The sequence below is a fragment of the Streptomyces daliensis genome, from assembly GCF_054782395.1.
Genome location: NZ_BAAGSO010000016.1, coordinates 13,181 through 34,743 on the forward strand (window position 1 = coordinate 13,181; position 21,563 = coordinate 34,743).

A 21,563-nucleotide genomic window follows, 5' to 3' on the forward strand; every position below is an offset into this window, starting at 1 on the left:
AGTGGCGGGGAGAGAGGGCAGGAGGAGAGAGCAGAGGGAGGGAGCGGGGAGGGCCGGGGCCGGGGCTCAGGACTCGGGCGAGCGGAGGACCCGCAGATGGCCGCGCCTGGCGACCTCCATCGGATCGGCGTCCCGCCCGTTCGGCCCGCCGACGGCGTCCGAGGGCGCGGGGGACGACGGGTCCTGACGGCGCCGCTGGGGTGTACGGGCCGCCTCGCGCACGGCGTTGGCCAGTGCCTCCAGATCGTCCCCGCTGGGACGGGCAGGACCCGTGTCCACGGCGAGCCGGACGACCTCCCAGCCCCGGGGGGCCGTCAGCCGCTCCGAGTGCTCGGAGCACAGGTCGTAGCAGTGGGGCTCGGCGTAGGTGGCGAGGGGTCCGAGAACGGCGGTGGAGTCCGCGTAGACGTACGTCAGCGTCGCGACGGCGGGACGGCCGCATGCGGTGCGCGAACAGCGACGTACAGGGCTCACGACGTTGGACCGTACCGCACTCTTGAGCGGGCTGCGACGACTCGCCCTGACGTCACTCAGTCGTGTCGTCCCGGTTCGCCGGGAACGCCTGATCTGCGGGAAGACCGGTATGCCCTCACTCGTCCGCGTGCGGCGTGTGGCGGAACCGGTGAAAAGCGGTCCTCGGGCCGGTCATACACGGTCAGGGAGAGCGTGTCCGGCGGTCCTCGCCTGGTCAGGAACGAACAGGAAGCCAATCGGATCCACATCGGAAGCCGTCGGCACCGATCATCCGGCGACATCGCGGGGAATGCCCGGCAGCCGCATGCGGAGGCCGCGCGGCGGCTACGCTCAGAGGTGATGAGCACCCCCGTACCGCCTCGCCGGACCGACCAGGCCGCCGAGCCCGAACGGTCCGACGCGCGGCCACGACGCCGCGACCGGCACGGCCGCGGCATGCGCGGCCCCGTGGCACCGCCGCAGGTGCCGCTCGCCGTGAGCAGGGCCGATGCCTTCGACGACCTGGTGCGCGATTCCGTCAGCCGCCTGGAGCGGCACTGGCCGCAGCTCACGGCGGTCGATTTCGCCGTCCAGGAGGTCCCCCGCGCGGACAGCGGCGAACTGGACGGCGAGGACGCCGTCGTACCGCTGGGCCGGGTGGCCTACGCGGAGGGCTCCGGGCACGACCGCGTCATCGTCTACCGGCGCCCGGTCGAGATCCGCACACGCAACCGCGACGAACGGGCACTGCTCGTGCACGAGGTCGTGGTGGAGCAGGTCGCCGAACTTCTCGGGCTCGCTCCGGAGTCGGTCGATCCGCGCTACGGGCAGGACTGACGGGGCGGGACGGCCATCGCGTCGGACCGAAACCGCCCGGCTGGCCTGTTACGGACGGGTACGCGCTGACGGGCGGCCAGGCAGGCAGGCGCCCACCCGACCGCCCGTCAGCGGCTCAGCGGATCAGCGGATCAGCGCTTGTCCGTCAGCACCGACAGGTCCTGGCCCGACTGCGGCACGGGCACCGTGCCCCGGTCGTCAGGGAGCGTCTGGACGGTGAAGGCGGGCACCCCGTCCTGCTTCTCGTCCAGCATCCGCGACCCGTACACCGGGCCGCCCGAGATCCGCTCGACGGTCACCGCGTACGTGCCCTTGACGCCCTCCGGTTGCGGCGGCGCGAAGGAGCTGGTCGTGCCGCCCTTGACCGTGTACGTCTCGCTCTTGGGGCTGCCGCCCTCGCTGCCGGCCGACGAGGTCACCCGGACCTTCGCGCTCTTGCCGGGCGCGGTCAGGGAGAGGGTGGAGCCCTTGGTGCTGTTGTCGGCGGCGGTCGCGCGCTCGTCGATGGGCGCGGTGGACGGGATGAACGCCGTCTCCTGGTCGGCGCCCTTGCCGCGCGTGACGCGGACGGCGGCGACCACGGGGGTGGCGTCGGAGCCGCCCTCGGACGGGGAGAGGACGAGCGAGCCCGCCTCGCCCTTGGTGAGGTCCTTCAGGTCGACGGCCGTGGTCATGCCGCCGCGCACGTGCAGGGTCTCGTAACCGGCAGGCGTGATCTGGCCCGACTTGCCCGCGAGCCTGACCTTGAGGTCCGCGTCGTTCTCGCCGGGCGCGAAGACGACGAGGCGCACCGAGGTCGCGTCGGCGGGGATGCCGGGCAGCACGGCGCTCGCGTTGGCGTCGGCCGCCGACCGCAGCCAGTCGCCGCCCAGTTCCTTGTCGACGGCCTGCACCTGCGCGCCCACCCTGCCCGTGCGGGCGAGGACGTGCAGCGCCACGTTGGCCGTCGGCTCGGTGGCCAGGGTGGAGAGCAGCACGGGGACCGTGGAGCGGGGCGGGATGGTGATGCCCTCTCCGGCGCCGGACTTCTCGCGGCCGTCCTTGCCGTACATCTCCAGGTCGACGACGGCCGTGGTGCTGTCGGGGTTGGTCAGGTGGACGTAGTCCTGGCGGTCCTCCGACGTGCTGGCGCCGGGGAACCAGAAGCTGGTGTCGGCAGCGCCGCAGGACGTGCCCTGGAGGCCGCGTCCAGCGCCCGCGCTCACCGTCGTGGTCTGCTGCACGGTCCAGCCGGGCGCGAACTTCCCGTCGGCCGAACCGAACAGGGCCGGTGCGTCGCTGCGTTCCGTGCTCTCCGTGACGGGCTTCCCGGGCTCGTCGAGCGGGAGGAAGGGCTTGGCGTCCTTCTCCGCGCCCTCCTCGTCCCCGGCGTCCTTGTCCTTCTCCTTGTCCTTGGCCTCTTCGTCCTTCTTCTCCTTGTCGCCTTCCCCGGCGCCCTTGGTGTCCTCCTCCGCCGGGTACAGCGCGGCGCTGCCCTTGCCGCCCTTGCCGCTGTCCTCGCCCTTCGGCGTGAAGGCGGTGTAGTCGGTCTCGGCCACGTCGGAGACGGTCGGGCGCGGGCAGACGAGCGTGGAGCGCTCGACGGGCTTCCTGGCGGCGGCCGTCGCGCTCCGGGAGGCGTCCTCGCCCGGCGCCGCCACGGCGGCGACACCGGTCACGGCGGCCAGCGCGGTGACGGCTCCGATCAGGGTCAGGGTGCTGCGGTTCACTGCTCGCTCCTGTTGCCGTACGGGGCGCCGCCCGGCTCCGTGCCGGTCGTGCCGCCCGTTCCGCCCGTGCCGTCGTAGCCGTACGGATCGGCGGGCCCGGTGTACTGGCCGTACTCGTCGTACTGGCCGTACTGCTGCGGGTACCCCTGCTGTTGCGGCGGCTGCTGCTGTTGTTGCTGCTGCTGCGCGTTCCAGTCCGCGTACGGGTCGGCGGCGTACGGGTCACCGCCGTAGGTCTCGCCGTACTGCTGGGGGTCGTAGGGCTGGCCGCCGTACGGGTCCTGGGCCTGGTACGGGTCCTGCGGGTACTGCTGCCCCTGCCCGTACCCCACCGCCGCCGCGTCGTACTGCGGCTGCGGCTGCGGCTGCGGCTGCGGTTCGTACCCCGGCTCGTACGAGGGCTGCCCCGGCACCTCCGGAGCAGGCGGCGGAGCCGCGCCCTCGGGGTCCTCCGCGTCCCCCGCGTCACCGGCCGAAGCCGAGGCAGCCGCCTCGGCCTCCGCCGCGGCACGCAGCCTGCGCGCCCTGCGCCCCTCGCCCTCGACGGGCTGCGCGGGGACCGTCGCGGCCTCCGGCAGGTCGTCGTCGATCTCGCGGCGGCGGCCCGGCAGCGCGAGCACGACCACCACGAGCCCGAGGAAGCCCTGCACCCACACCCACGCGGTGTGCGCCACGCTCGTCCCGTACGTCAGCTCCAGACGGCCGCCGCTGGTGGGCAGTTCGAAGCCCTGGGCCCAGCCGTCGACGGTGACCGGGGTCAGCGGTTCGCCGTCCAGCGTCGCCTCCCAGCCGTCGCTCGCCGCGTCCGCGACGCGCAGCAGGCGCCCCGACGGGCCCGAGGGGAGGTCCGTGTGGGCCTCGACGGGCCCGGCGGCCACCGGGACGGGCGCGGTCACGGCACCCGCGGCGCCGTTCTCCTCGCCGCCCGGCACGATGCTGACCCGCGAGACCTGCCGGTCCACGCGCCACAGCGCGCTGCCGTCCTCCTGGCTGAGCCGGGTCAGCCCCGGCGTCGCGTCCAGCACCCGGCTCATCTGGCGCGGGGCACCGTCGCGTACGAGGACGTAGCGCACCGCGTAGTCGCCGAGCTGGGCCGTCTGGTCGGCGCCCGAGCCCGCGACGAGGTTGGCGACCACGCCGCCGAGCCTGGTGTTCTCGCCGCCCGTCGCCGCGAGGTCGGCGTCGCCCAGGCGGGCGCCCGAGCCGCGCACCAGGGAGTACGAGACTCCGGTGGCCGACTCCGAGCTGCCGTCCGTCTCCCCCGCGAGGACGAGGGTGCGGGCCTGGTCCCGGGTGCTGGACTCCTCGGCGACGAACGCGGGCACCTGGACGGGGTCGCGCCGCGAGAGCGGCCCGTCGGCGCCGCCGATCATCCAGCCGAAGGCCGCGAAGAGGGGCGCCACGACGGCCGCCACCGCGATGAGCGCGGCGACGGGCTGCCGCCAGCCGAAGCTCTGCGCGGCGACCCGCTCCTTCGCCCCCTCCGCGCCCACGGCCGCCGCGCTCAGCAGCGCGATCCCGTAGACGAGGGTGGCGGGGCCCGCCCACGCCGAGCCGTTGGACAGCGCGGCGAAGAGCAGCCCGGACAGCGCCACGACCCACGCCGCGCGGATGGGCAGTTGCCGCTCCCCGCGCAGCAGCGCCGCCAGCGCGGCGAGTACGACGCCCGCGAGCAGCAGCCCGCCGGTGGCACCCGGACCGCCCGGGTTGAGGGTGAGCAGGTCGAGCGGGGTGGCCGAGCCCTCCCCGTAGGAGAGGCCGACCTCCTTGAGGAAGGCGTCGGGGCTCGTCAGCAGCGACAGCGACCAGGGCGCCAGCAGCACCATCGGGGTCACCAGCGCGATGCCGCCGCGCGCGGCGGCCGACCGGAAGAACTCGCCCTGCCGCCAGCGCAGCACGAGCAGCGCGAGGGTCAGCAGCAGCGCCAGCGGCCACACCACGGGCGTGAAGGCGGTCGTCAGGGTGAGCAGCAGCGCGCAGGCCCACGCGGCGCGCCAGCTCGGCTTGGAGCGCAGCCCGCTCGCCGCGACGGCGGCGCGGGCCAGCAGCGGCAGCACGATGGCCAGCACGGCGGTGCCGATGCGCCCGCCCGCGAGCGCGCCCGTTGCGGCGGGCAGGAAGGCGTAGGCGACGCTCGCCCAGGCGCGCAGCAGCCGGGACTCGACGAGCGGCCTGGAGCAGAAGTACGCGGTCAGCCCGGCCAGCGGCACGGAGCAGACCAGCAGCAGCGTCAGCGCGAAGCCCGTGCTGCCGAGGAAGACGGTGGCCACCAGCGCGACGAGCGCCAGGTAGGGCGGCGCGGTCTGGGTGCCGCCGGTGCCGACGGGGTGCCAGCTGTCGAAGTAGCGCGCCCACAGGTCTGAGACGTCGGCGGGCGCGGGCAGCAGCGCGCCGCCCGCCAGCGCGCCGCCGCCCAGCAGGGCGCGGCAGGCGATGAGCGAGACGACGAGGAGGACGGCGAAGAGGACGGGCCCCGGCTTCTGGGCGATCTGCTTCAGCCGCGCGAACTGCTCGACCTGGAGAAAGTCGGCGTCATCGTCCCCGGGCCCGGACTCGACGGCGCCGTGCCTGCCGCCCGCGGACAGCTCGGGCTCTGAGCGCCCGCCGAAGTTGCTGGTGACCTGCTCGAAGGTGGCACGCAACGTGGCGCCGGGGGGCGGGAAGAGGGGCCGCAGATCGCTGTACGCGACGACCGGTCTGCCGCGTCCGCGCCGTGCGGCGGCGATGCGCCCCGGGCGCAGCAGCGTCGCGAAGAGCCCGGCGATCTCGTCGAGCGCCTGTCCTGGGACCTTGCCGACGAGGTAGGCGAGGGTGCGCAGCAGGGTGCCGACGACCATGCGCGCCAGGACCCACGGCAGTTTGCCCGTGGGCACGTTGGCCAGCAGCGTGTAGACGGCGCCCGCCTTGTCGACGCGGTGCGGGCTGGCGCCCCCGCGTCCGGCGCGCCCCACGCAGTCGACGGGGCGCCGCTCGCGCGATGCGGCCTCCGCGTGCCGCATGGACGCGTCGGGTGCCACCAGCACGCGGTGGCCCGCCGCCTGGGCCCGCCAGCACAGGTCCACGTCGTCGCGCATCAGGGGCAGCCGGCGGTCGAAGCCGCCGAGCTGCTCGAAGACGTCGCGGCGGATGAGCATGCCGGCGGTGGAGACGGACAGCACGGGCCGCACCTGGTCGTGCTGGCCCTGGTCCTGCTCGCGGCGCTCCACGCCGGTCCAGCGGCGCCCGCTGTTGGCGATGGAGACGCCCGCTTCGAGCAGTTGCCTGCGGTCGTACCAACTGCGCAGCTTGGGGCCGACGATGGTGACGGAGGGGTCGGCGTCGACGATCCGCAGGAGCTGCGCCAGCGCGTCGGCCTCGGGCGCGCAGTCGTCGTGCAGCAGCCACAGCCAGTGCACGGGCTCGCCGTGCGGCAGCTCCGGCATGTCGTACGCCTCGTCGCGCCAGGTGCGGCTGACGGGGTCCCAGCCGCTGGGGCGCTTCAGATACGGGAGGTCGTCGGGGGTGAGGACGCGCGCGGTGCGCGCCGCCTCGTCGACGGCCGCGCCGAAGCCGGAGCGCCGCGCCATGTGCAGCACGCGCTCGGCGCCGAGGGCTTCGGTGACCAGTCGGGCGGATTCGTCTGCGCTGCCGGTGTCGGCCGCGATGACGTCCTGTACGGGGCGTTCCTGCCCGAGCAGGCCCGACAGTGCCTCGGGGAGCCACCGCGCGCCGTCATGGGAGACGAGCACGGCGGTGACGACGTGCCGAGGGAACTCTGGTGCGGCCGCCTCGTATGGGGCCGCCGAATGACTGTGCACGGACATCGAGGTACGGGCCCTCCCCGGGGGTACGGGGGCGTCCCCCGGAAGATGCTGTGTAGGACTGCGGTGGACGCACGCGCCTCATGCGAGGGGTGATGCGTCTCGGACGGCAGCCCACACTAACGGCTCGACACGCGCCGCTTACCGGGTCCGTACAAGTGCGGGCCTCAACTGCCCTGGGAGTGCCTCATACCGCGGCCTTCTTCAGTCGTCGCCGCTCACGCTCGGACAGTCCGCCCCAAATACCGAAACGCTCGTCATTCGCGAGGGCGTATTCGAGGCATTCGGAGCGAACCTCGCAGGCAAGACAGACCTTCTTCGCCTCGCGCGTGGATCCACCCTTCTCGGGGAAGAACGACTCGGGATCGGTCTGCGCGCATAGAGCGCGCTCCTGCCAGCCGAGCTCTTCGTCCGCCTCTTCGACCAGCAGTTGTTGGAACAGCTCGGTCATGTGCGCGCCCCTCGTCCGTCTTTGCGTCCCCGTGATGCCGTCGTTATCGATCCCGCATGAACGACACGGGTGAAATTACAAGTGTGCCGATCCGGGGCAGTCAAGCCGAGATCTGCTATTGAGCCCGTTATTCACTCTGCGGAACCAAGCTCGCACAGAAAGTGTTCAAATCAGCACAAACCACTACAGACACTCTCGGTAACTGTCCGCTTCGCGCATTCCCGCGAAAAGATCGCGCACACCACCGATCACTCACCCCGCGCACGCCGGAGCATCGGTGATCACGTTCCGATCACAGATGCACAACGGCGTTTGCGTGCGCGGCTGGTGCGCCACTTGTCCTGTGCGGCCTGTGCACAAACCTTTCGACTCGGGGCGTAACCGGATGTGGTGAAACATTACGACCAAACGCGACAAGCAGTTGACAGCGGGGCAGCTCTATGGGTTCCTTGACCGCATGCCACTGACCTCCCAGCTGCGTCAGGCCCGCGTCGACGGGTCCCTTCGAGCTGCCTCGGGTCACTGTCGCTGTCGCTGCTGTTGAGGCTCACCCTCTTCACCTGTTGTTTCCGGTCTTTTTCCCTCCGGCAGCCCCGGGCCGCTCCGGCCCCGCGCGGCGCTCACCGGGCCTCTTCCGTTCCTCCAGCGCGAAAGCACACCTCTGACGTGAACAGCGACGTCGAGATCGCGGGCGACCCGCTCGCGATCCCCCATCTCCTTCCGCCGGTCCCCGCGCACCCCGACACCGTCGCGGGCTTCGCCGCACTGGCCGCCACCCTCGCCGGTGACCGCTCCACGTGGGAACCGCTCGTGCGCTACGACGCGACGACCCGCTGGTACCACCGGCTGCGCACCGGACCCGGCTACGAGGTCTGGCTGCTGAGCTGGCTCCCGGGCCAGGGCAGCGGCCTCCACGACCACGGCCCCTCCTCAGGCGTCCTCACCGTCCTCGACGGCGAACTGACCGAGCACAGCGACAGCGGCGGGCGCGACGGGCGCGACGGGCGCGACGGGCGCGCGCGGCGCCTCCTCGCGCCGGGCGCGCAGCGGGTCTTCGCACCCGGCTACGCGCACGAAGTCGTCAACGACGGTCTCGAACCCGCCGTGAGCCTCCACGTGTACTTCCCCGGGCTGACCGAGATGCCCATGCACGCGCCCCACTGCGTGCCGGGGGCCCGGCAGCCGACAGCGGTCTGACGCGGACGGTGCGCGGCCCAGGGACCCGGGGGCGCGGCGGCGCGCGGCGCGTCCCGCGCGCCGGACCGTCACCCACCTCCCGCGCGCACCGTCACCCCCACCCGTGCGCCGTCACTCTCCCCACCCGCTCACCCGGCGGCCTCCGGCTGACATGCTTATGGGCATGCAGCGCATTGTGGTTCTGGCCGGGGGCATCGGCGGTGCCCGCTTTCTTCGCGGACTGAAGTCCGCCGTACCCGACGCGGAGATCACCGTGATCGGCAACACCGGCGACGACATCCACCTCTTCGGGCTCAAGGTCTGCCCTGACCTCGACACCGTGATGTACACCCTCGGCGGTGGCATCCACGAGGAGCAGGGGTGGGGCCGGAAGGACGAGTCCTTCGCGGTCAAGGAGGAGCTGGCGGCGTACGGGGTCGGGCCCGAGTGGTTCGGGCTCGGCGACCGCGACTTCGCCACCCACATCGTCCGCACGCAGATGATCGCCGCCGGCTACTCGCTCAGCGACGTCACCGAGGCGCTGTGCGCGCGCTGGCAGCCGGGCGTGCGGCTGCTGCCGATGACCGACGACCGGGTCGAGACCCACGTCCTCATCGACGACCCGGACAGCAAGGAGGGCCGCAGGGCCGTGCACTTCCAGGAGTACTGGGTGCGGCTGCGGGCCTCCGTCGACGCGCAGGCCGTGGTGCCCGTCGGCGCCGACAGCGCGAAGCCCGCGCCCGGCGTGCTCGACGCCATCTCCGAGGCCGACGTCATCCTCTTCCCGCCGTCCAACCCCGTGGTCAGCGTGGGCACCATCCTCGCCGTGCCCGGCATGAGGGAGGCCATCGCGGAGGCCGGAGTGCCCGTGGTCGGCCTCTCCCCCATCGTCGGGGACGCGCCCGTGCGCGGCATGGCGGACAAGGTGCTCGCGGCCGTCGGCGTGGAGTCCACCGCCGCCGCCGTCGCACAGCACTACGGCTCGGGGCTGCTCGACGGCTGGCTCGTGGACACCGTCGACGCGGACTCCGTGCGGGCCGTCGAGGAGGCGGGCATCCGCTGCCGGGCCGTGCCGCTGATGATGACCGGCACCGAGGCCACCGCCGCGATGGCGCGCGAGGCGCTCGCGCTCGCCGGGGAGGTCCAGGCGTGACGCTCTTCCCCCACCCGGAACCCTCGTCGCCCGCGCCCTCCTCGTACCAGGTGTGGGCGCTGCCCGGCATCCCCGAGGTGCGCCCCGGCGACGATCTCGTGAAGCTCGTCGCGGACGGCGCCACCGTGCCCGGCATGCCGGGGCTGGCCGACGGCGACGTGCTCATCGTGACGTCGAAGATCGTCAGCAAGGCCGAGGGCCGCGTCCTGGAGGCCGACGACCGCGAGGCCGCGATCGAGGCCGAGACCGTGCGCGTCGTCGCGCGGCGCGGGCCCGCGCGGATCGTCGAGAGCAGGCACGGCTTCGTCATGGCGGCGGCCGGGGTGGACGCCTCGAACACGCCCAAGGGCACCGTGCTGCTGCTGCCCGAGGACCCCGACGCCTCGGCCCGCGCCCTGCGCCTGGGGCTCAGGGAGGCGCTGGGCGTGGACGTCGGCGTCATCGTCACGGACACCTTCGGGCGGCCCTGGCGCACGGGGCAGACCGATGTGGCCATCGGCGCCTCCGGCGTACGGGTGCTCAACGACCTGCGCGGCGGCGTGGACAGCCACGGCAATTCCCTCGGCGTGACGGTCACCGCCGTCGGGGACGAGCTGGCCGCCGCCGGTGAGCTGGTCAAGGGCAAGGCCGACGGGCTGCCCGTCGCCGTGATCCGGGGGCTGCCGCAGCACGTGCTGGAGGGGCCCGTCGAGGCACCGGGGACGCCCCAGGCGCGGCCCGAGGAGTCCGCGCGCGCCCTGGTGCGCGACGCGGCCAGCGACATGTTCCGGCTGGGCACCTCGGAGGCCGTGCGCGAGGCCGTCACGCTGCGCCGCACGGTGCGCGAGTTCACCGCTGAGCCCGTGGACGGCGCCGCCGTGCGACGGGCCGTCGACGCCGCGGTGACGGCGCCCGCGCCGCACCACACGACGCCGTGGCGCTTCGTGCTCCTGGAGACCGAGGAGAGCAGGCTGCGGCTCCTGGACGCCATGCGGGAGAAGTGGATCGCCGATCTGCGCGCCGACGGCAAGTCCGAGGAGAGCATCGCCAAGCGCGTGCGGCGCGGCGACGTGCTGCGCGACGCGCCCTATCTCGTCGTGCCCTGCCTGGTCATGGACGGCTCCCACACCTATCCGGACGCGCGGCGCAACGCGGCCGAGCGGGAGATGTTCGTCGTCGCTGGCGGCGCGGGCATCCAGAACTTCCTCGTCGCGCTCGCCGGTGAGCGCCTGGGCTCCGCCTGGGTCTCGTCCACCATGTTCTGCCGCGACGTCGTACGGGACGTGCTCGCGCTCCCCGGCGACTGGGACCCGATGGGCGCCGTCGCCGTCGGCCACGCGGCAGCGCCGCCCCGGGAGCGTCCGCCGCGCGACGGGGACGACTTCGTGGTGGTGCGCTGACCACGCGGCTGTGACCGCGCGCCCTCACAGTCGCGCGATGTCCCCCACGGGGAAGCGGGGCTGGCGGCGCGCGGGCTTGCGCCCGGTCAGCAGGATGAGCCGGGCAGCGCGGTGCCGCTGGCCCTCGTACGGCGCCAGCAGCTCCAGCATGCCCGCGTCGTCCGTGTCCCTGGCGCCCGTCAGCGCGTAGCCGATGATGCGCGGCAGGTGGAGATCGCCGACGGTGAGCGCGTCCGGGGCGCCGTTGCTGCGCTGGAGGGTCTCGGCCGCCGTCCAGGGGCCGATGCCCGGGATCGCCTGGAGGCGGGCCATCGCGTCCGGCAGCTCCATGGCCGCGGCCTCCTCCATCCTGCGGGCGCGCCGCACCGCGTGGACGATCGCGGCCGAGCGCTTGCCGTCGACGCCCGCGCGGTGCCACTCCCAGGACGGTATCCGGCACCAGGTGTGCGCGTCGGGCATGACGTGCAGGTTCTCGTGCGGCCCCGGCGCGCGCTCTCCGTGGCGCCGCACCAGCAGCCGCCAGGCGCGGTACGCCTCCTCCGTCGTGACCTTCTGCTCCAGGACCGAGGGGATCAGCGATTCGAGCACCAGCCCCGTGCGGCCCAGCCGCAGCCCGGGGTGGCGGCGGTGCGACTCCTGGGTGAGGCGGTGGTGCGCGGTGAAGGCGGAGGGATCGTCTTCGGCGCCGAGCAGCGCGGGCAGCCCGTCGAGCGCCCACTCGGCGCCCGCGCCCCACGCCTCGGCCCGCACACCCCCGTCGCCGCTCTGCGTCAGCCGGAGCGTGGCGGGCCCCTGCGGGGTGCGGGTCCCGCGCCAGACGGCGCAGCCCTCGACGCGGTGGCAGGGGTCGTACGGGCCGCGCCGCAGCACGCTCAGATGGCCCCGCAGGTCGTACGACGGCGGCGGGGTCCAGCTTCGGGTGAGGGGCGCGGGCTCGGGCACGCCCGAAAGCGTAAGGGCCACGACTGACAGCGCCCGCCGCCGGTCCCCTCGCGCGCGGGGCGCGGCTCCCTGGCGCGGGCACGCCCGGCATCGGCGTGGAACGCACCGGTGCCCCCGTCACGGCCCCGGCGCCCCGCGCAACACCCCCATCAACCGCGCTGACACGGGCCGGAGGCCCCGGCGAGACGCACGGTCAAAAACCAGGGTCCGGCACCGGCACCGACACCGAGCGCAGGACCCGACGGCACCCACATCACGGCCCCGGCGCCCCGCGCAACACCTCCACCGACCGGGCCGAAGGCCCCGGCGAAACGCACGGTCAAAAACCAGCGCGGGACCCTACAGTGCGCACCGCACGGGCCAACCGTCCCGCGCAACACCCCCACCGACCGCGCTGACACGGGCCGAAGGCCGCGTGCCCCGCGCGAGCAGGCGCCCCCCGACCCCGCGCGAGCGGGCCCCGCACGGGGCGTGTGCCCACGACGGCGGGGAACCCGCTACTGGTCGGAAGAGAACCGCACCGCGCCCGCCGGGATGCGCGCGTCGCACCACACGCGGATGCCGTCCCGCAGCTCGTTGCCCTCACCGACGTGCGCGCCGTCACCGATCACCGCGCCGTCGAGCACCGCACCGGCCCCGATGCGGGCCTCCGCGCCGATCAGCGAGTCCCGGATCTCGGCGCCGGACTCCACGACGGCGCCGTCCAGCACCGTCGAGCCGTCGATCCTGGCACCGGAGCCGACCACCGCGCGGGCGCCCACCACGGTGCCGCCCGTCAGCTTGGCGTCGGGCGCGACGTCGGCGGTGCCCAGGACGAGTCTGTCGCCGCATCTGCCGGGCACGGCAGGGGAGGGCGCGCGGCCGAGGACGAGGTCGGCGGAGCCGCGCACGAACGCCTGCGGGGTGCCGAGGTCGAGCCAGTACGTGGAGTCGACCATGCCCTGGAGGTGGGCGCCGTCCGACAGCAGCCCGGGGAAGGTCTCGCGCTCGACCGACACGGGGCGGCCCAGCGGGATGGAGTCGATCACGGCGCGGTCGAAGACGTAGGCGCCCGCGTTGATCTGGTCGGTGACGATCTCCTCCGGCGTCTGCGGCTTCTCCAGGAAGGCCGTCACCCGGCCGTCGTCGTCCGTGGGCACGAGCCCGTAGGCGCGCGGGTCGTCCACCCGGGTGAGGTGCAGGGAGACGTCGGCGCCCGAGCCTGTGTGGGTGTCGACGAGGGCGCGGATGTCGAGCCCGGTGAGGATGTCCCCGTTGAAGATGAGCACCGGGTCGCCGGGCGCCGAGTGCAGGCGGGAGGCGACGTTCCGGATGGCGCCGCCCGTGCCGAGCGGCTCGTCCTCCGTCACGTACTCCAGGTGCAGACCGAGTTGGGAACCGTCGCCGAAGTACGGCTCGAAGACCTCGGCGAGGTAGGAGGTGGCCATCACCACGTGCTCGACACCTGCCGCGCGGGCCCGCGCCAACTGGTGGGTGAGAAAGGGCACACCCGCCGCCGGGACCATCGGCTTCGGCGTGTTCACGGTCAGCGGACGCAGCCGGGTGCCCTTGCCCCCGACCAGGAGAATCGCTTCTGTCACCTGTTTCTCTGCTTCCTGACGGGGCCTTGGCCGGGTGGCCGGTCGGCCAGTGTATGCAGACGCGCGCACACTGCCCGGCGGCCCACCCGGCCCGCCCATCAGGGGACGCCCGAGGAGCGCTCGCTGAGCGGCGTCAGCGGCCCTGGAGCCGCGCCGCCGCGGCGCGTACGGCGCCCAGCTTGCGGTAGAGCTGGGCGCCTGGGCACGAGGTGACGAAACCGTCGCGGTGCCCGGCAATGGCGTTGAACGTGACCTTCGTGCCCTTCTTGTGCTTGGTGCCGCCCCCCGAGGTCATGACGGTCGTGCCGAGCGGGTTCGCCCCGTGCAGCCCGAGCTTCCAGGCCGCCACCTGCGCCACCCCGTCCACGGCGGGCTCGGGCGGCGGTGACTTGTCGAAGGAACCGATGACGGCGATGCCCGTGCTGTTGGAGTTGAAACCGTAAGTGTGAGCGCCCATGACGGGCTTGGCCACACCCCCGGCACGGCCTTCGTAGACGGTGCCGCACTTGTCGACAAGGAAGTTGTAGCCGATGTCGCGCCACTTGCTGCTCTTGACGTGGTAGCGGTAGATGCCCCGGATGATGGAGGGCACCTGGGAGCAGCTGTAGGCGTTGCTCATGGCGGTGTGGTGCACGAACGCCGTCTTCACCGTGTCCGTGTAGGAGAAGCCCTTCTCCCGCAGGTTCTCGTCGGCCCCCCACTCCTGGCGCTCGACGATGCGCGGCTGGGACGCCGCACGCCCCTTCCCCGCCGTCTCGGCCCTGCCGCCCTTGCCCGAGCCCTTGTGCGCCGTGCGCCCCTGCGACGTGTCCGGGGGCTTCGGGCCCGGGTCGACGAGTTCCAGGCGCAGGCCCTCGGGGAGCCCCGACTCGGGATCGGGGTCGCCCTGTCCGGCAGCCGCCTCGGGCAGCACCCGCACCTCTACTCCGTCCGAGGCGCCGACCCACAGGGGAGCGGAGGCGCCACGCGCGGGGGCGGCCCCTTGCTCGGGCGTCCCCTTCCCGGCGGCCCCCTTTCCGGGCGTGCCCGCCTCGGGCGCCTCGGGCGCTTCGGGGCCGTCGCCGTGCGCCTCCAGGTCCCGCCAGTCGGTCCATCTGCCGCTCGCCTCGGCGCGCGTACGGACCTGGATGTCGCCGTGCAGGTCGGTGGCCGCGTCGTCCCAGACGACGCCGACCAGCGAGAACGGCTCGACCTTCTTGGGTGCCAGACCCTCCCCGCCGGGAGGGCTGCCGCTGGGTGCCGAGAGCGCCCTGGAGTTGTCGCGGGGCGCGGAGGAGAGGGCTGAGAGGGGAGCGAGCCGCAGCGACTGGGTGCTGCCGGGGAGTTGGCCGTCGCGCCCGGCCGAGGCCGGGGAGCCGTGCGCGGCACGGTCGGCGCGGGCGGCGGGCGCGCCCGCCGCGGGCACGTCGGCTGACGCCGCGTCGGCCGCCACCGGCGCACCGGCGGCGCCCTGGACGGAGAGGCCGGAGGCGGAGGTGGGGGCGGCTGGTACGGAGGGCGCCGAGGGCGCGAAGGGCAGCAGCAGGGCTGCCGCGCATGCGACGCCGATCGAGGAGGCAACAGATGCACGCATAACAATGATCCTGGACATAAGTGGGGAAATCTGTCTATTCGTCATCTGACGCCACGTCGGCCACACCGCCGCCTCCACCGGCACCTCCCCGGTACCGCTCCGCGCCTCCGACGCCTCCTCGGCACCCCGCGCGCGTACCCTTGCGCGGATGAACGCTTCCGATCGCACCCCCGCCGACCTGCTGCGTTCCGCGCTCGCCGCGGACCCCGCGCGGCCCCTGCTGACCTTCTACGACGACGCGACGGGCGAGCGCGTCGAACTCTCGGCCGCCACCCTCGCCAATTGGGTGGCGAAGACGGCGAACCTGCTCCAGGACGACCTCTCCGCCGAACCGGGCGACCGGCTCGCTCTGCTGCTGCCCGCGCACTGGCAGACGGCCGTATGGCTGCTCGCCGCCTCCTCCACCGGCGTCGTCGCCGAGCTGGGCGGCGACCCGGCACGGGCCGACCTCGCCGTCAGCGGACCGGAGCCCGAGGACCTGGAGGCCGCGCGCGCGTGCGGCGGCGAGCGCGTGGCGCTCGCCCTCCGGCCGCTCGGCGGGCGCTTCCCGCAGCCGCCGCCCGGCTTCCTCGACTACGCCGTCGAGGTGCCGAGCCAGGGCGACCGCTTCACGCCGTACGCGCCCGTCGAGCCCTCGGAGACCTTCCTCGTGCTGCCGGGGGGCGAGGAGTTGACGGGCGAGGCGGCCGTGGCGCGGGCCCGCGAGGACGCGGCGGCGCGCGGGCTCGGGCCCGGGTCCCGGCTGCTGTCGGCCCTCCCGTACGACAACTGGGAGGGCGTCAGCGCCGGGCTGCTCGCGCCGCTGGCGGCGGGCGGTTCCGTGGTCCTGTGCAGGAACCTCGACCGGCTCGACACCGCGTCCATCGACAAGCGGAAGGAGAGCGAGCGCGTCACCCACACCGCCACCCGCACCGCCACCTGACGGTGCCGGTGCGTCCTGACAGTCCGATGATCGGCAAAGCGAGCACGTCCGCGTACAACCCTGTACGCGGTTGAGGCGTCTGCCTACGTAACCGGCGCCCGCACGCCTGTACGCGCGCAGAACGCGCCGCCGACCATCGAGGGATGACGCAGACGTGACCGACGACCCCGGAACACCCGGCACAGGAGCCACCTCCGGCACCGCACCCGCCACGGCGGAGACGGCGGACGCCAGAGGCTCCTCCGGGACTCCGGGGTCCGCCGCCCCGGGGGCCACCACTCCCGGATCCGCCACTCCGGGGGCCGCCGGTCCCCACTCCCGCCCACGCGCCAGGAAGCGGCGCCGCTGGCTGCGGGTGCTGGCGCTGACCGCCTCGGTCGCCGTGCTGGCCGCCGCCGGTGTGGGCTATTCCCTCTACAAGAAGCTCGACGGCAACATCCGCACCGACGTCAGCACCGAGAACGAACTGCGACGGCACGAGGCGGACCGGCCCGTCAAACCCGCCCCCTCGGAGGACTCCGAGGAGGCGCCCGCCGAGGTGCAGAACATCCTGCTGCTGGGCTCGGACTCGCGCAGCGGCAGCAACGGCAAGTACGGGCGCGACGGCGGCGGCCAGCGCTCCGACACCGCGATCCTGCTGCACATCGCCGCCGACCGCTCCAGCGCCACAGGCGTCTCCATCCCGCGCGACCTGATGACGGACATCCCGGCCTGCGAGAAGCGCGGCGGCGGGCGGACCGAAGCGCGGTTCGCGCAGTTCAACTCGGCGTTCCAGACCGGCGGCGCTGCCTGCACCATCCGCACCGTCGAGAAGATGACGGGGATACGGATCGACCACCACCTCATCGTCGACTTCAGCGGCTTCAAGAAGCTGGTGGACGCGGTGGAGGGCGTGGAGGTCTGCCTCCCCGAGGCCGTCAAGGACACCGACGCCAAGCTGGACCTCCCGGCCGGACGCCAGACCCTGTTCGGCGAGGACGCGCTCGGCTACGTCCGCGCGCGGCACGCTCTCGGGAACGGCAGCGACACCCAGCGGATGGATCGTCAGCAGCAGTTCCTCGGATCCCTTGTGAAGAAAATGCGCAGCAATGGTGTCCTGCTCAATCCCGCAAAGCTCTATCCGGTTCTGGACTCCGCGACCTCCGCACTGACAGCGGACTCGGGGCTGGATTCCCTGACGGAGCTGTACGAACTCGTGCGCAGCGTTCGGAATATCCCCGAGGGCGACGTGCGATTTCTTACGGTGCCCCGACAGTCGTACGAACTCGATATCAACCGCGACGAACTGGTGCAGCCGGAAGCGGACCGGCTCTTCGAGCAGTTGCGCCAGGATCGTCCTGTCCGCGTCAAGGGTGACGGGGACGGCGGGGGCGACAAGGCCGATATCGCGGACGCCAAGCCCGGAGAACAGAGCGAGAACGGGAATGAGAAGGCGTCACCCTCCGAGAGCGGTTCGGGTCATATGAGTGACGCGAGCGGCGAACCGTCGGATGACGATGCGCCAACGTACAGAGGAACAACAGCGGCTCGGGACATCTGTGCAGCGGACACCGCAGGGAATGGGGTGAATTGACCGCTTCTGAGTTCGTGGAATTTGTCACCGACGTCGCTCCGCCTCGAACCTGCCGGATAGTGTGAACGCTCCGGTCCGCCCCGATGGGGCGACGCCAGGCGGCAAATGGAGGACTTACGCAATCGTGAACGCGCAAGGCCGTGGGCACGCGGGCGATATCGATCCCGCGGATCAGTGGGTGTTCAACCCGAACACCGGCAGCTACGAGCTGCGGCTGAACCCCGTTGCCGACGACGCCTCCTCCGGGGGCCCGTACGGCAACAGCCGACCGACCGCTCCGCGCCAGAGAAGACCGGCCTCGGAGTCCTCCGCTCCGTCCGCTCCGCCCTCCTCCCCGTCGGCCTCGTCGTCCTCCGCCGCCGAGGACCACGACGGCCCTCCCCCGGGCACGACGCGGCTCCCCTCGCAGCGGCGGCGCGGCAAGCAGGCCGCGGCCACGGCCGCCTCGGGGCACCGGGCGGGCGGCGCCGGTGGTGGCGGCAGGGGCAGCAACCGCCGCCGTGCGAAGCAGGGGCTGTCGCGGAAACAGAAGGTGCTGCGCTGGGGCGGCGGCACGCTGGGGCTGCTGCTGGTCGCGGGCTGCACGAGCGGCTATTTCCTGTACCAGCACTTCAACGGCAACATCAACAAGGTCGACGTCGGGATGCACAACGACGCGGTCTCCGACGGCCCCGTCAACATCCTCGTCATCGGTACGGACGCGCGTGAGGGCAAGGGCAACGAGGGCTACGGCGACGCGGGGAGCGTCGGCCACGCCGACACCACGTTCCTCTTCCACGTCTCGGCCGACCGCTCCAACGCCACCGCGCTCTCCATCCCGCGCGACATGATCACCGACATCCCCTCCTGCCCGACGAAGCAGAAGGACGGCTCGACGAAGACCGTCCCCGGGGAGCGGCAGGCGCGCTTCAACACCAGCCTCGGGCAGTCGGGGCGCGACCCCGGCTGCACCTGGCGCACGGTGGAGGAGCTGACGGGCGTCAAGATCAACCACTTCATGATGGCCGACTTCAACGCCGTCAAGGAGCTGTCCACAGCGGTCGGCGGTGTCGAGGTCTGCGCGGCCAAGGACATAGACGACCCCAAGTCCCATCTGAAGCTCAAGGCGGGCAAGCACGTCCTCAAGGGCGAGCAGGCCCTCGCGTTCGTGCGCACCCGGCACACCATCGGCTTCGGCAGCGACCTGAGCCGGATCGAGTTGCAGCAGCAGTTCCTCAGCTCGATGATCCGCAAGATGAAGTCCGGTGACACCCTCACCAACCCGTCGAAGCTCTACGACCTCGGCAACGCCGCCACCAAGGCGCTGACCGTCGACACCGGCATCGGCACCGTGGGCAAGCTGACCGACCTGGCCCAGGACCTCAAGCGGGTGGATACAAAGAACATCACCTTCGCCACCGTGCCCGTCGTCGACAACCCCGACGACCCGGCCACCGTCGTGCTCGACGAGGCCAAGGCCACGCCGCTGTTCAAGATGGTGCAGGCGGACAAGTCGCTGACGAAGACCAAGAAGGACAAGAAGGAAAAGTCGGAAGAGGCGTCCAAGGCCAAGAAGGTTCCGGCCTCCGAGGTGCGCGTCTCCGTGACCAACGGCGGCGGTCCCGCCGGTGCGGCACAGGAGACCGCGAACTGGCTCGCGAACGAGAAGGGCGTCGGCGCCGCCACGAACGACGGCAACGCGCCGGAGCAACTCGACAAGACCAAGCTGGAGTTCAGCCCCTCCCAGGCGGGACAGGCGGCGACGCTCGCGGACATGCTGGGCCTGCCGAAGTCGGCGCTCAAGGAGCAGTCCACCGGCGGCAGTTCGATGACGCTGACACTCGGCAAGGACTTCACCACCCCGGGCGATCCCGTCGACGCGCCGGCGAAGGCGCCGGACGGCGTGCAGAACGTCCACGCGGACAAGAACGTCTGCGCAAAATGACACATTGACTACAACCCCCCGGCCGCCCCGCCAGGCGGCCGGGGTCGCTTGACATGAGGAACGGGGAGGTCCCGTGCGGCACAACAGCATCCGAGGTCAGTGGGAGCGGCCCCCCACGGCCCGTGACAGGGGCTGGGACGACTCCCTGTACGAGGACCAGGGGCAGCGGTCACCACGGCAGCGGAGGGCTGAGCCGGACGGCGCGGCGCAGAACGCGGCCCAGGGCCCCGCTCAGGGCCCTGCTCAGGGCCAGGGCCAAGGGGCGGCTCAGGCCGCCGCCGCCCAGAGCCCGGCACAGGGGGCGGCGCAGAGCCCGGCCCAGGGCGCTGCCCAGGCGGCCGGCAACGGCGCCCAGGGCGGCGCGCACGCCACGACCGCCGGTCCGGGTCCCGGCGCCGGGGGCGGCGAGGGCGACGGCGACGGCAGCGCCGACGGCGGGCGCGGCGGAGGCGGCGGCCGGAGCGGAGGCCCGGGCGGCGGCGGGCGCGGCAAGCGAAAACCCCAGCGCAGGAAGAGACGCGCACTGCGCTGGTTCGTCCTGTGCCTGTCCCTGCTGATACTCGTCACCGCGGGAGCGGGCTTCCTCTACTACCAGCACCTCAACGGGAACCTCAGCAAGGACGACCTCAACCTCGGCGACAGCAAGCTCGACAAGACCGACCCGAACGCGCACGGCCAGACCCCGCTGAACATCCTGCTGCTGGGCTCCGACTCGCGTAACTCCAAGGAGAACGTGAAGCTCGGCGGCGCCCGCGCCGAACAGGGCCGCGAACCGCTCGCCGACGTCCAGATGCTGCTGCACGTCTCGGCCGACCGCAGCAACATGTCGGTCATCTCCATCCCCCGGGACACCAAGGCGACGATCCCCAAGTGCACCGACCCGGACGACGGGAAGGTCTACGCGGAGATGACGGGGAAGATCAACACCAGCCTCCAGAACGGCGGTCCCGGCTGCACCGTGGCCACCTGGGAAGAGCTGACGGGCATTCCGGTCGACCACTTCATGATGATCGACTTCGCCGGTGTGGTCTCGATGGCCGACGCGGTGGGCGGCGTCCCCGTCTGCGTCGACAAGAACGTCTACGACCCCAAGTCGAAGCTGCGCCTGGAGAAGGGCGAGTCGGTCGTCAAGGGCGAGCAGGCGCTGCACTGGCTGCGTACCCGGCACGGCTTCGGCGACGGCACCGACATCGGCCGCGCCCGCGCCCAGCACATGTACATGAACTCGATGGTCCGTCAGCTCAAGTCCGGTACCAAGCTCACCGACCCGGGCAAGCTGCGCGACCTCGCGGAGGCGGCGACGCAGGCCCTCACCGTCGACGAGGGCCTCGGCACCGTCAAGAAGCTCTACGACCTGGGCAACGACCTCAAGCGGGTGCCGACCGGGCGCATCACCATGGCGACGATGCCCTGGGAGTACGCGGAGGGCGGCTACGTCGTCCCCAAGGAGGGCGACGCCGACCAGACGTTCTCCATGGTGCGCAACGACATCGCGCTGGACGGCAAGGACAAGAAGAAAAAAGAGAAGGAGAAGTCCCCCGAGCCCACGGAGCCCTCACGCCCCGAGGCCGAGATCCCCGTACGGGTCATGAACGGCACGGGCACGGCGCTCCAGAGCCCCGTCACGGGCCGGGCGGCGTCCATCGCGCAGACCCTCGTCGGCGAGGGCTTCACCCAGGCGACGGCGGACCAGACGCCCAAGTCGCAGGCCGACACGACCATCAGCTACCCGAGCGAGAGCAGGCGAGGCGACGCGCTCGCCGTCGCGAAGGCCCTCGGCGTCCCGGAGCGCTCCGTGCGGCACTCCAGCGCGGTGCAGGACGTGACCCTGGTCATCGGCACCGACTGGCGCGAGGGCTCCAGCTACCCGAAGCAGGCGGACGGCGGCGGAGGCGGCGGCAAGGGCGGCGGCGAGAGCGGCGGGGGCGGCGAGGAGAAGGCCCCGGACAGCGCGGACGCGCTCAACGGCGACGACAAGAAGGCGTGCATGGAGGTCAACCCGACGTACACGTGGTGACGCCCGGCAAGAAGCGACGAGGAGGGGCGGTCCGCACCGTGCGTACGGTGTGGACCGCCCCTCCTCGTGGTCCT

15 protein-coding genes are annotated in these 21,563 nt (G+C 72.7%); 8 read left to right on the forward strand and 7 right to left on the reverse strand.

Features of this window, described 5'->3' with window-relative positions:
- Positions 1 to 66: 66 nt before the first annotated feature.
- Positions 67 to 534: a DUF3499 domain-containing protein gene (locus tag ACYVOO_RS04750; RefSeq protein WP_461014399.1), complete on the reverse strand. Its 468-nt coding sequence runs from the start codon at positions 532 to 534 to the stop codon at positions 67 to 69.
- 279 nt (positions 535 to 813) lie between these two features.
- Between ACYVOO_RS04750 and ACYVOO_RS04755 the strand changes: the two genes are divergently transcribed.
- A complete protein-coding gene (locus ACYVOO_RS04755; RefSeq protein ID WP_461014380.1) occupies positions 814 to 1,290 on the forward strand; it encodes a metallopeptidase family protein in 477 nt (158 codons plus the stop codon).
- A gap of 131 nt (positions 1,291 to 1,421) precedes the next feature.
- Here ACYVOO_RS04755 and ACYVOO_RS04760 read toward each other — a convergent pair whose 3' ends face one another.
- The 3 genes from ACYVOO_RS04760 to ACYVOO_RS04770 form a co-directional block, all read right to left on the reverse strand.
- On the reverse strand, positions 1,422 to 2,999 hold the full coding sequence (locus ACYVOO_RS04760) for a DUF5719 family protein (RefSeq protein ID WP_461014381.1): 1,578 nt from the start codon (positions 2,997 to 2,999) through the stop codon (positions 1,422 to 1,424).
- Positions 2,996 to 6,802 carry a glycosyltransferase family 2 protein gene (locus tag ACYVOO_RS04765; protein WP_461014382.1) on the reverse strand — a complete coding sequence of 1,269 codons (3,807 nt, stop codon included), beginning with the start codon at positions 6,800 to 6,802 and terminating at the stop codon, positions 2,996 to 2,998. The genes ACYVOO_RS04760 and ACYVOO_RS04765 overlap by 4 nt, the downstream gene beginning before the upstream one ends.
- Before the next feature lie 184 nt (positions 6,803 to 6,986).
- Positions 6,987 to 7,250, reverse strand: coding sequence for a WhiB family transcriptional regulator (locus tag ACYVOO_RS04770; RefSeq protein WP_004952403.1), 264 nt, complete (start codon positions 7,248 to 7,250; stop codon positions 6,987 to 6,989).
- Between the two features lie 666 nt (positions 7,251 to 7,916).
- Between ACYVOO_RS04770 and ACYVOO_RS04775 the strand changes: the two genes are divergently transcribed.
- From ACYVOO_RS04775 to ACYVOO_RS04785, 3 genes are all read left to right on the forward strand, one after another.
- Positions 7,917 to 8,447, forward strand: coding sequence for a cysteine dioxygenase (locus ACYVOO_RS04775; protein ID WP_461014383.1), 531 nt, complete (start codon positions 7,917 to 7,919; stop codon positions 8,445 to 8,447).
- Positions 8,448 to 8,610: 163 nt separating this feature from the next.
- Positions 8,611 to 9,579: a 2-phospho-L-lactate transferase gene (gene cofD, locus ACYVOO_RS04780; protein WP_461014384.1), complete on the forward strand. Its 969-nt coding sequence runs from the start codon at positions 8,611 to 8,613 to the stop codon at positions 9,577 to 9,579.
- A complete protein-coding gene (locus ACYVOO_RS04785) occupies positions 9,576 to 10,958 on the forward strand; it encodes a coenzyme F420-0:L-glutamate ligase (protein WP_461014385.1) in 1,383 nt (460 codons plus the stop codon). Before cofD ends, ACYVOO_RS04785 begins: the two co-directional genes overlap by 4 nt.
- Positions 10,959 to 10,982: 24 nt before the next feature.
- On the opposite strand, the gene ACYVOO_RS04790 is transcribed toward ACYVOO_RS04785, so the two are convergent.
- From ACYVOO_RS04790 to ACYVOO_RS04800, 3 genes are all read right to left on the reverse strand, one after another.
- The gene (locus ACYVOO_RS04790; protein WP_461014386.1) at positions 10,983 to 11,921 is read right to left on the reverse strand and encodes a DNA-3-methyladenine glycosylase family protein; all 939 of its coding nucleotides are present in this window, start codon (positions 11,919 to 11,921) and stop codon (positions 10,983 to 10,985) included.
- Positions 11,922 to 12,397: 476 nt separating this feature from the next.
- Positions 12,398 to 13,480, reverse strand: coding sequence for a mannose-1-phosphate guanylyltransferase (gene manB, locus ACYVOO_RS04795; RefSeq protein WP_461014387.1), 1,083 nt, complete (start codon positions 13,478 to 13,480; stop codon positions 12,398 to 12,400).
- A gap of 133 nt (positions 13,481 to 13,613) precedes the next feature.
- Entirely contained in the window at positions 13,614 to 15,053 is a 1,440-nt protein-coding gene (locus ACYVOO_RS04800) for a peptidoglycan recognition protein family protein (RefSeq protein ID WP_461014388.1), read from the reverse strand.
- Positions 15,054 to 15,201: 148 nt separating this feature from the next.
- Here ACYVOO_RS04800 and ACYVOO_RS04805 point away from each other — a divergent pair, with 148 nt between their 5' ends.
- The 4 genes from ACYVOO_RS04805 (at position 15,202) to ACYVOO_RS04820 (ending at position 21,489) form a co-directional block, all read left to right on the forward strand.
- Positions 15,202 to 15,975: a TIGR03089 family protein gene (locus tag ACYVOO_RS04805; RefSeq protein ID WP_461014389.1), complete on the forward strand. Its 774-nt coding sequence runs from the start codon at positions 15,202 to 15,204 to the stop codon at positions 15,973 to 15,975.
- Positions 15,976 to 16,129: 154 nt separating this feature from the next.
- Positions 16,130 to 17,548: an LCP family protein gene (locus tag ACYVOO_RS04810; protein ID WP_461014390.1), complete on the forward strand. Its 1,419-nt coding sequence runs from the start codon at positions 16,130 to 16,132 to the stop codon at positions 17,546 to 17,548.
- Positions 17,549 to 17,672: 124 nt separating this feature from the next.
- A complete protein-coding gene (locus ACYVOO_RS04815) occupies positions 17,673 to 19,472 on the forward strand; it encodes an LCP family protein (RefSeq protein WP_461014391.1) in 1,800 nt (599 codons plus the stop codon).
- A gap of 73 nt (positions 19,473 to 19,545) precedes the next feature.
- Positions 19,546 to 21,489, forward strand: coding sequence for an LCP family protein (locus ACYVOO_RS04820; protein ID WP_461014392.1), 1,944 nt, complete (start codon positions 19,546 to 19,548; stop codon positions 21,487 to 21,489).
- Positions 21,490 to 21,563: the final 74 nt, after the last annotated feature.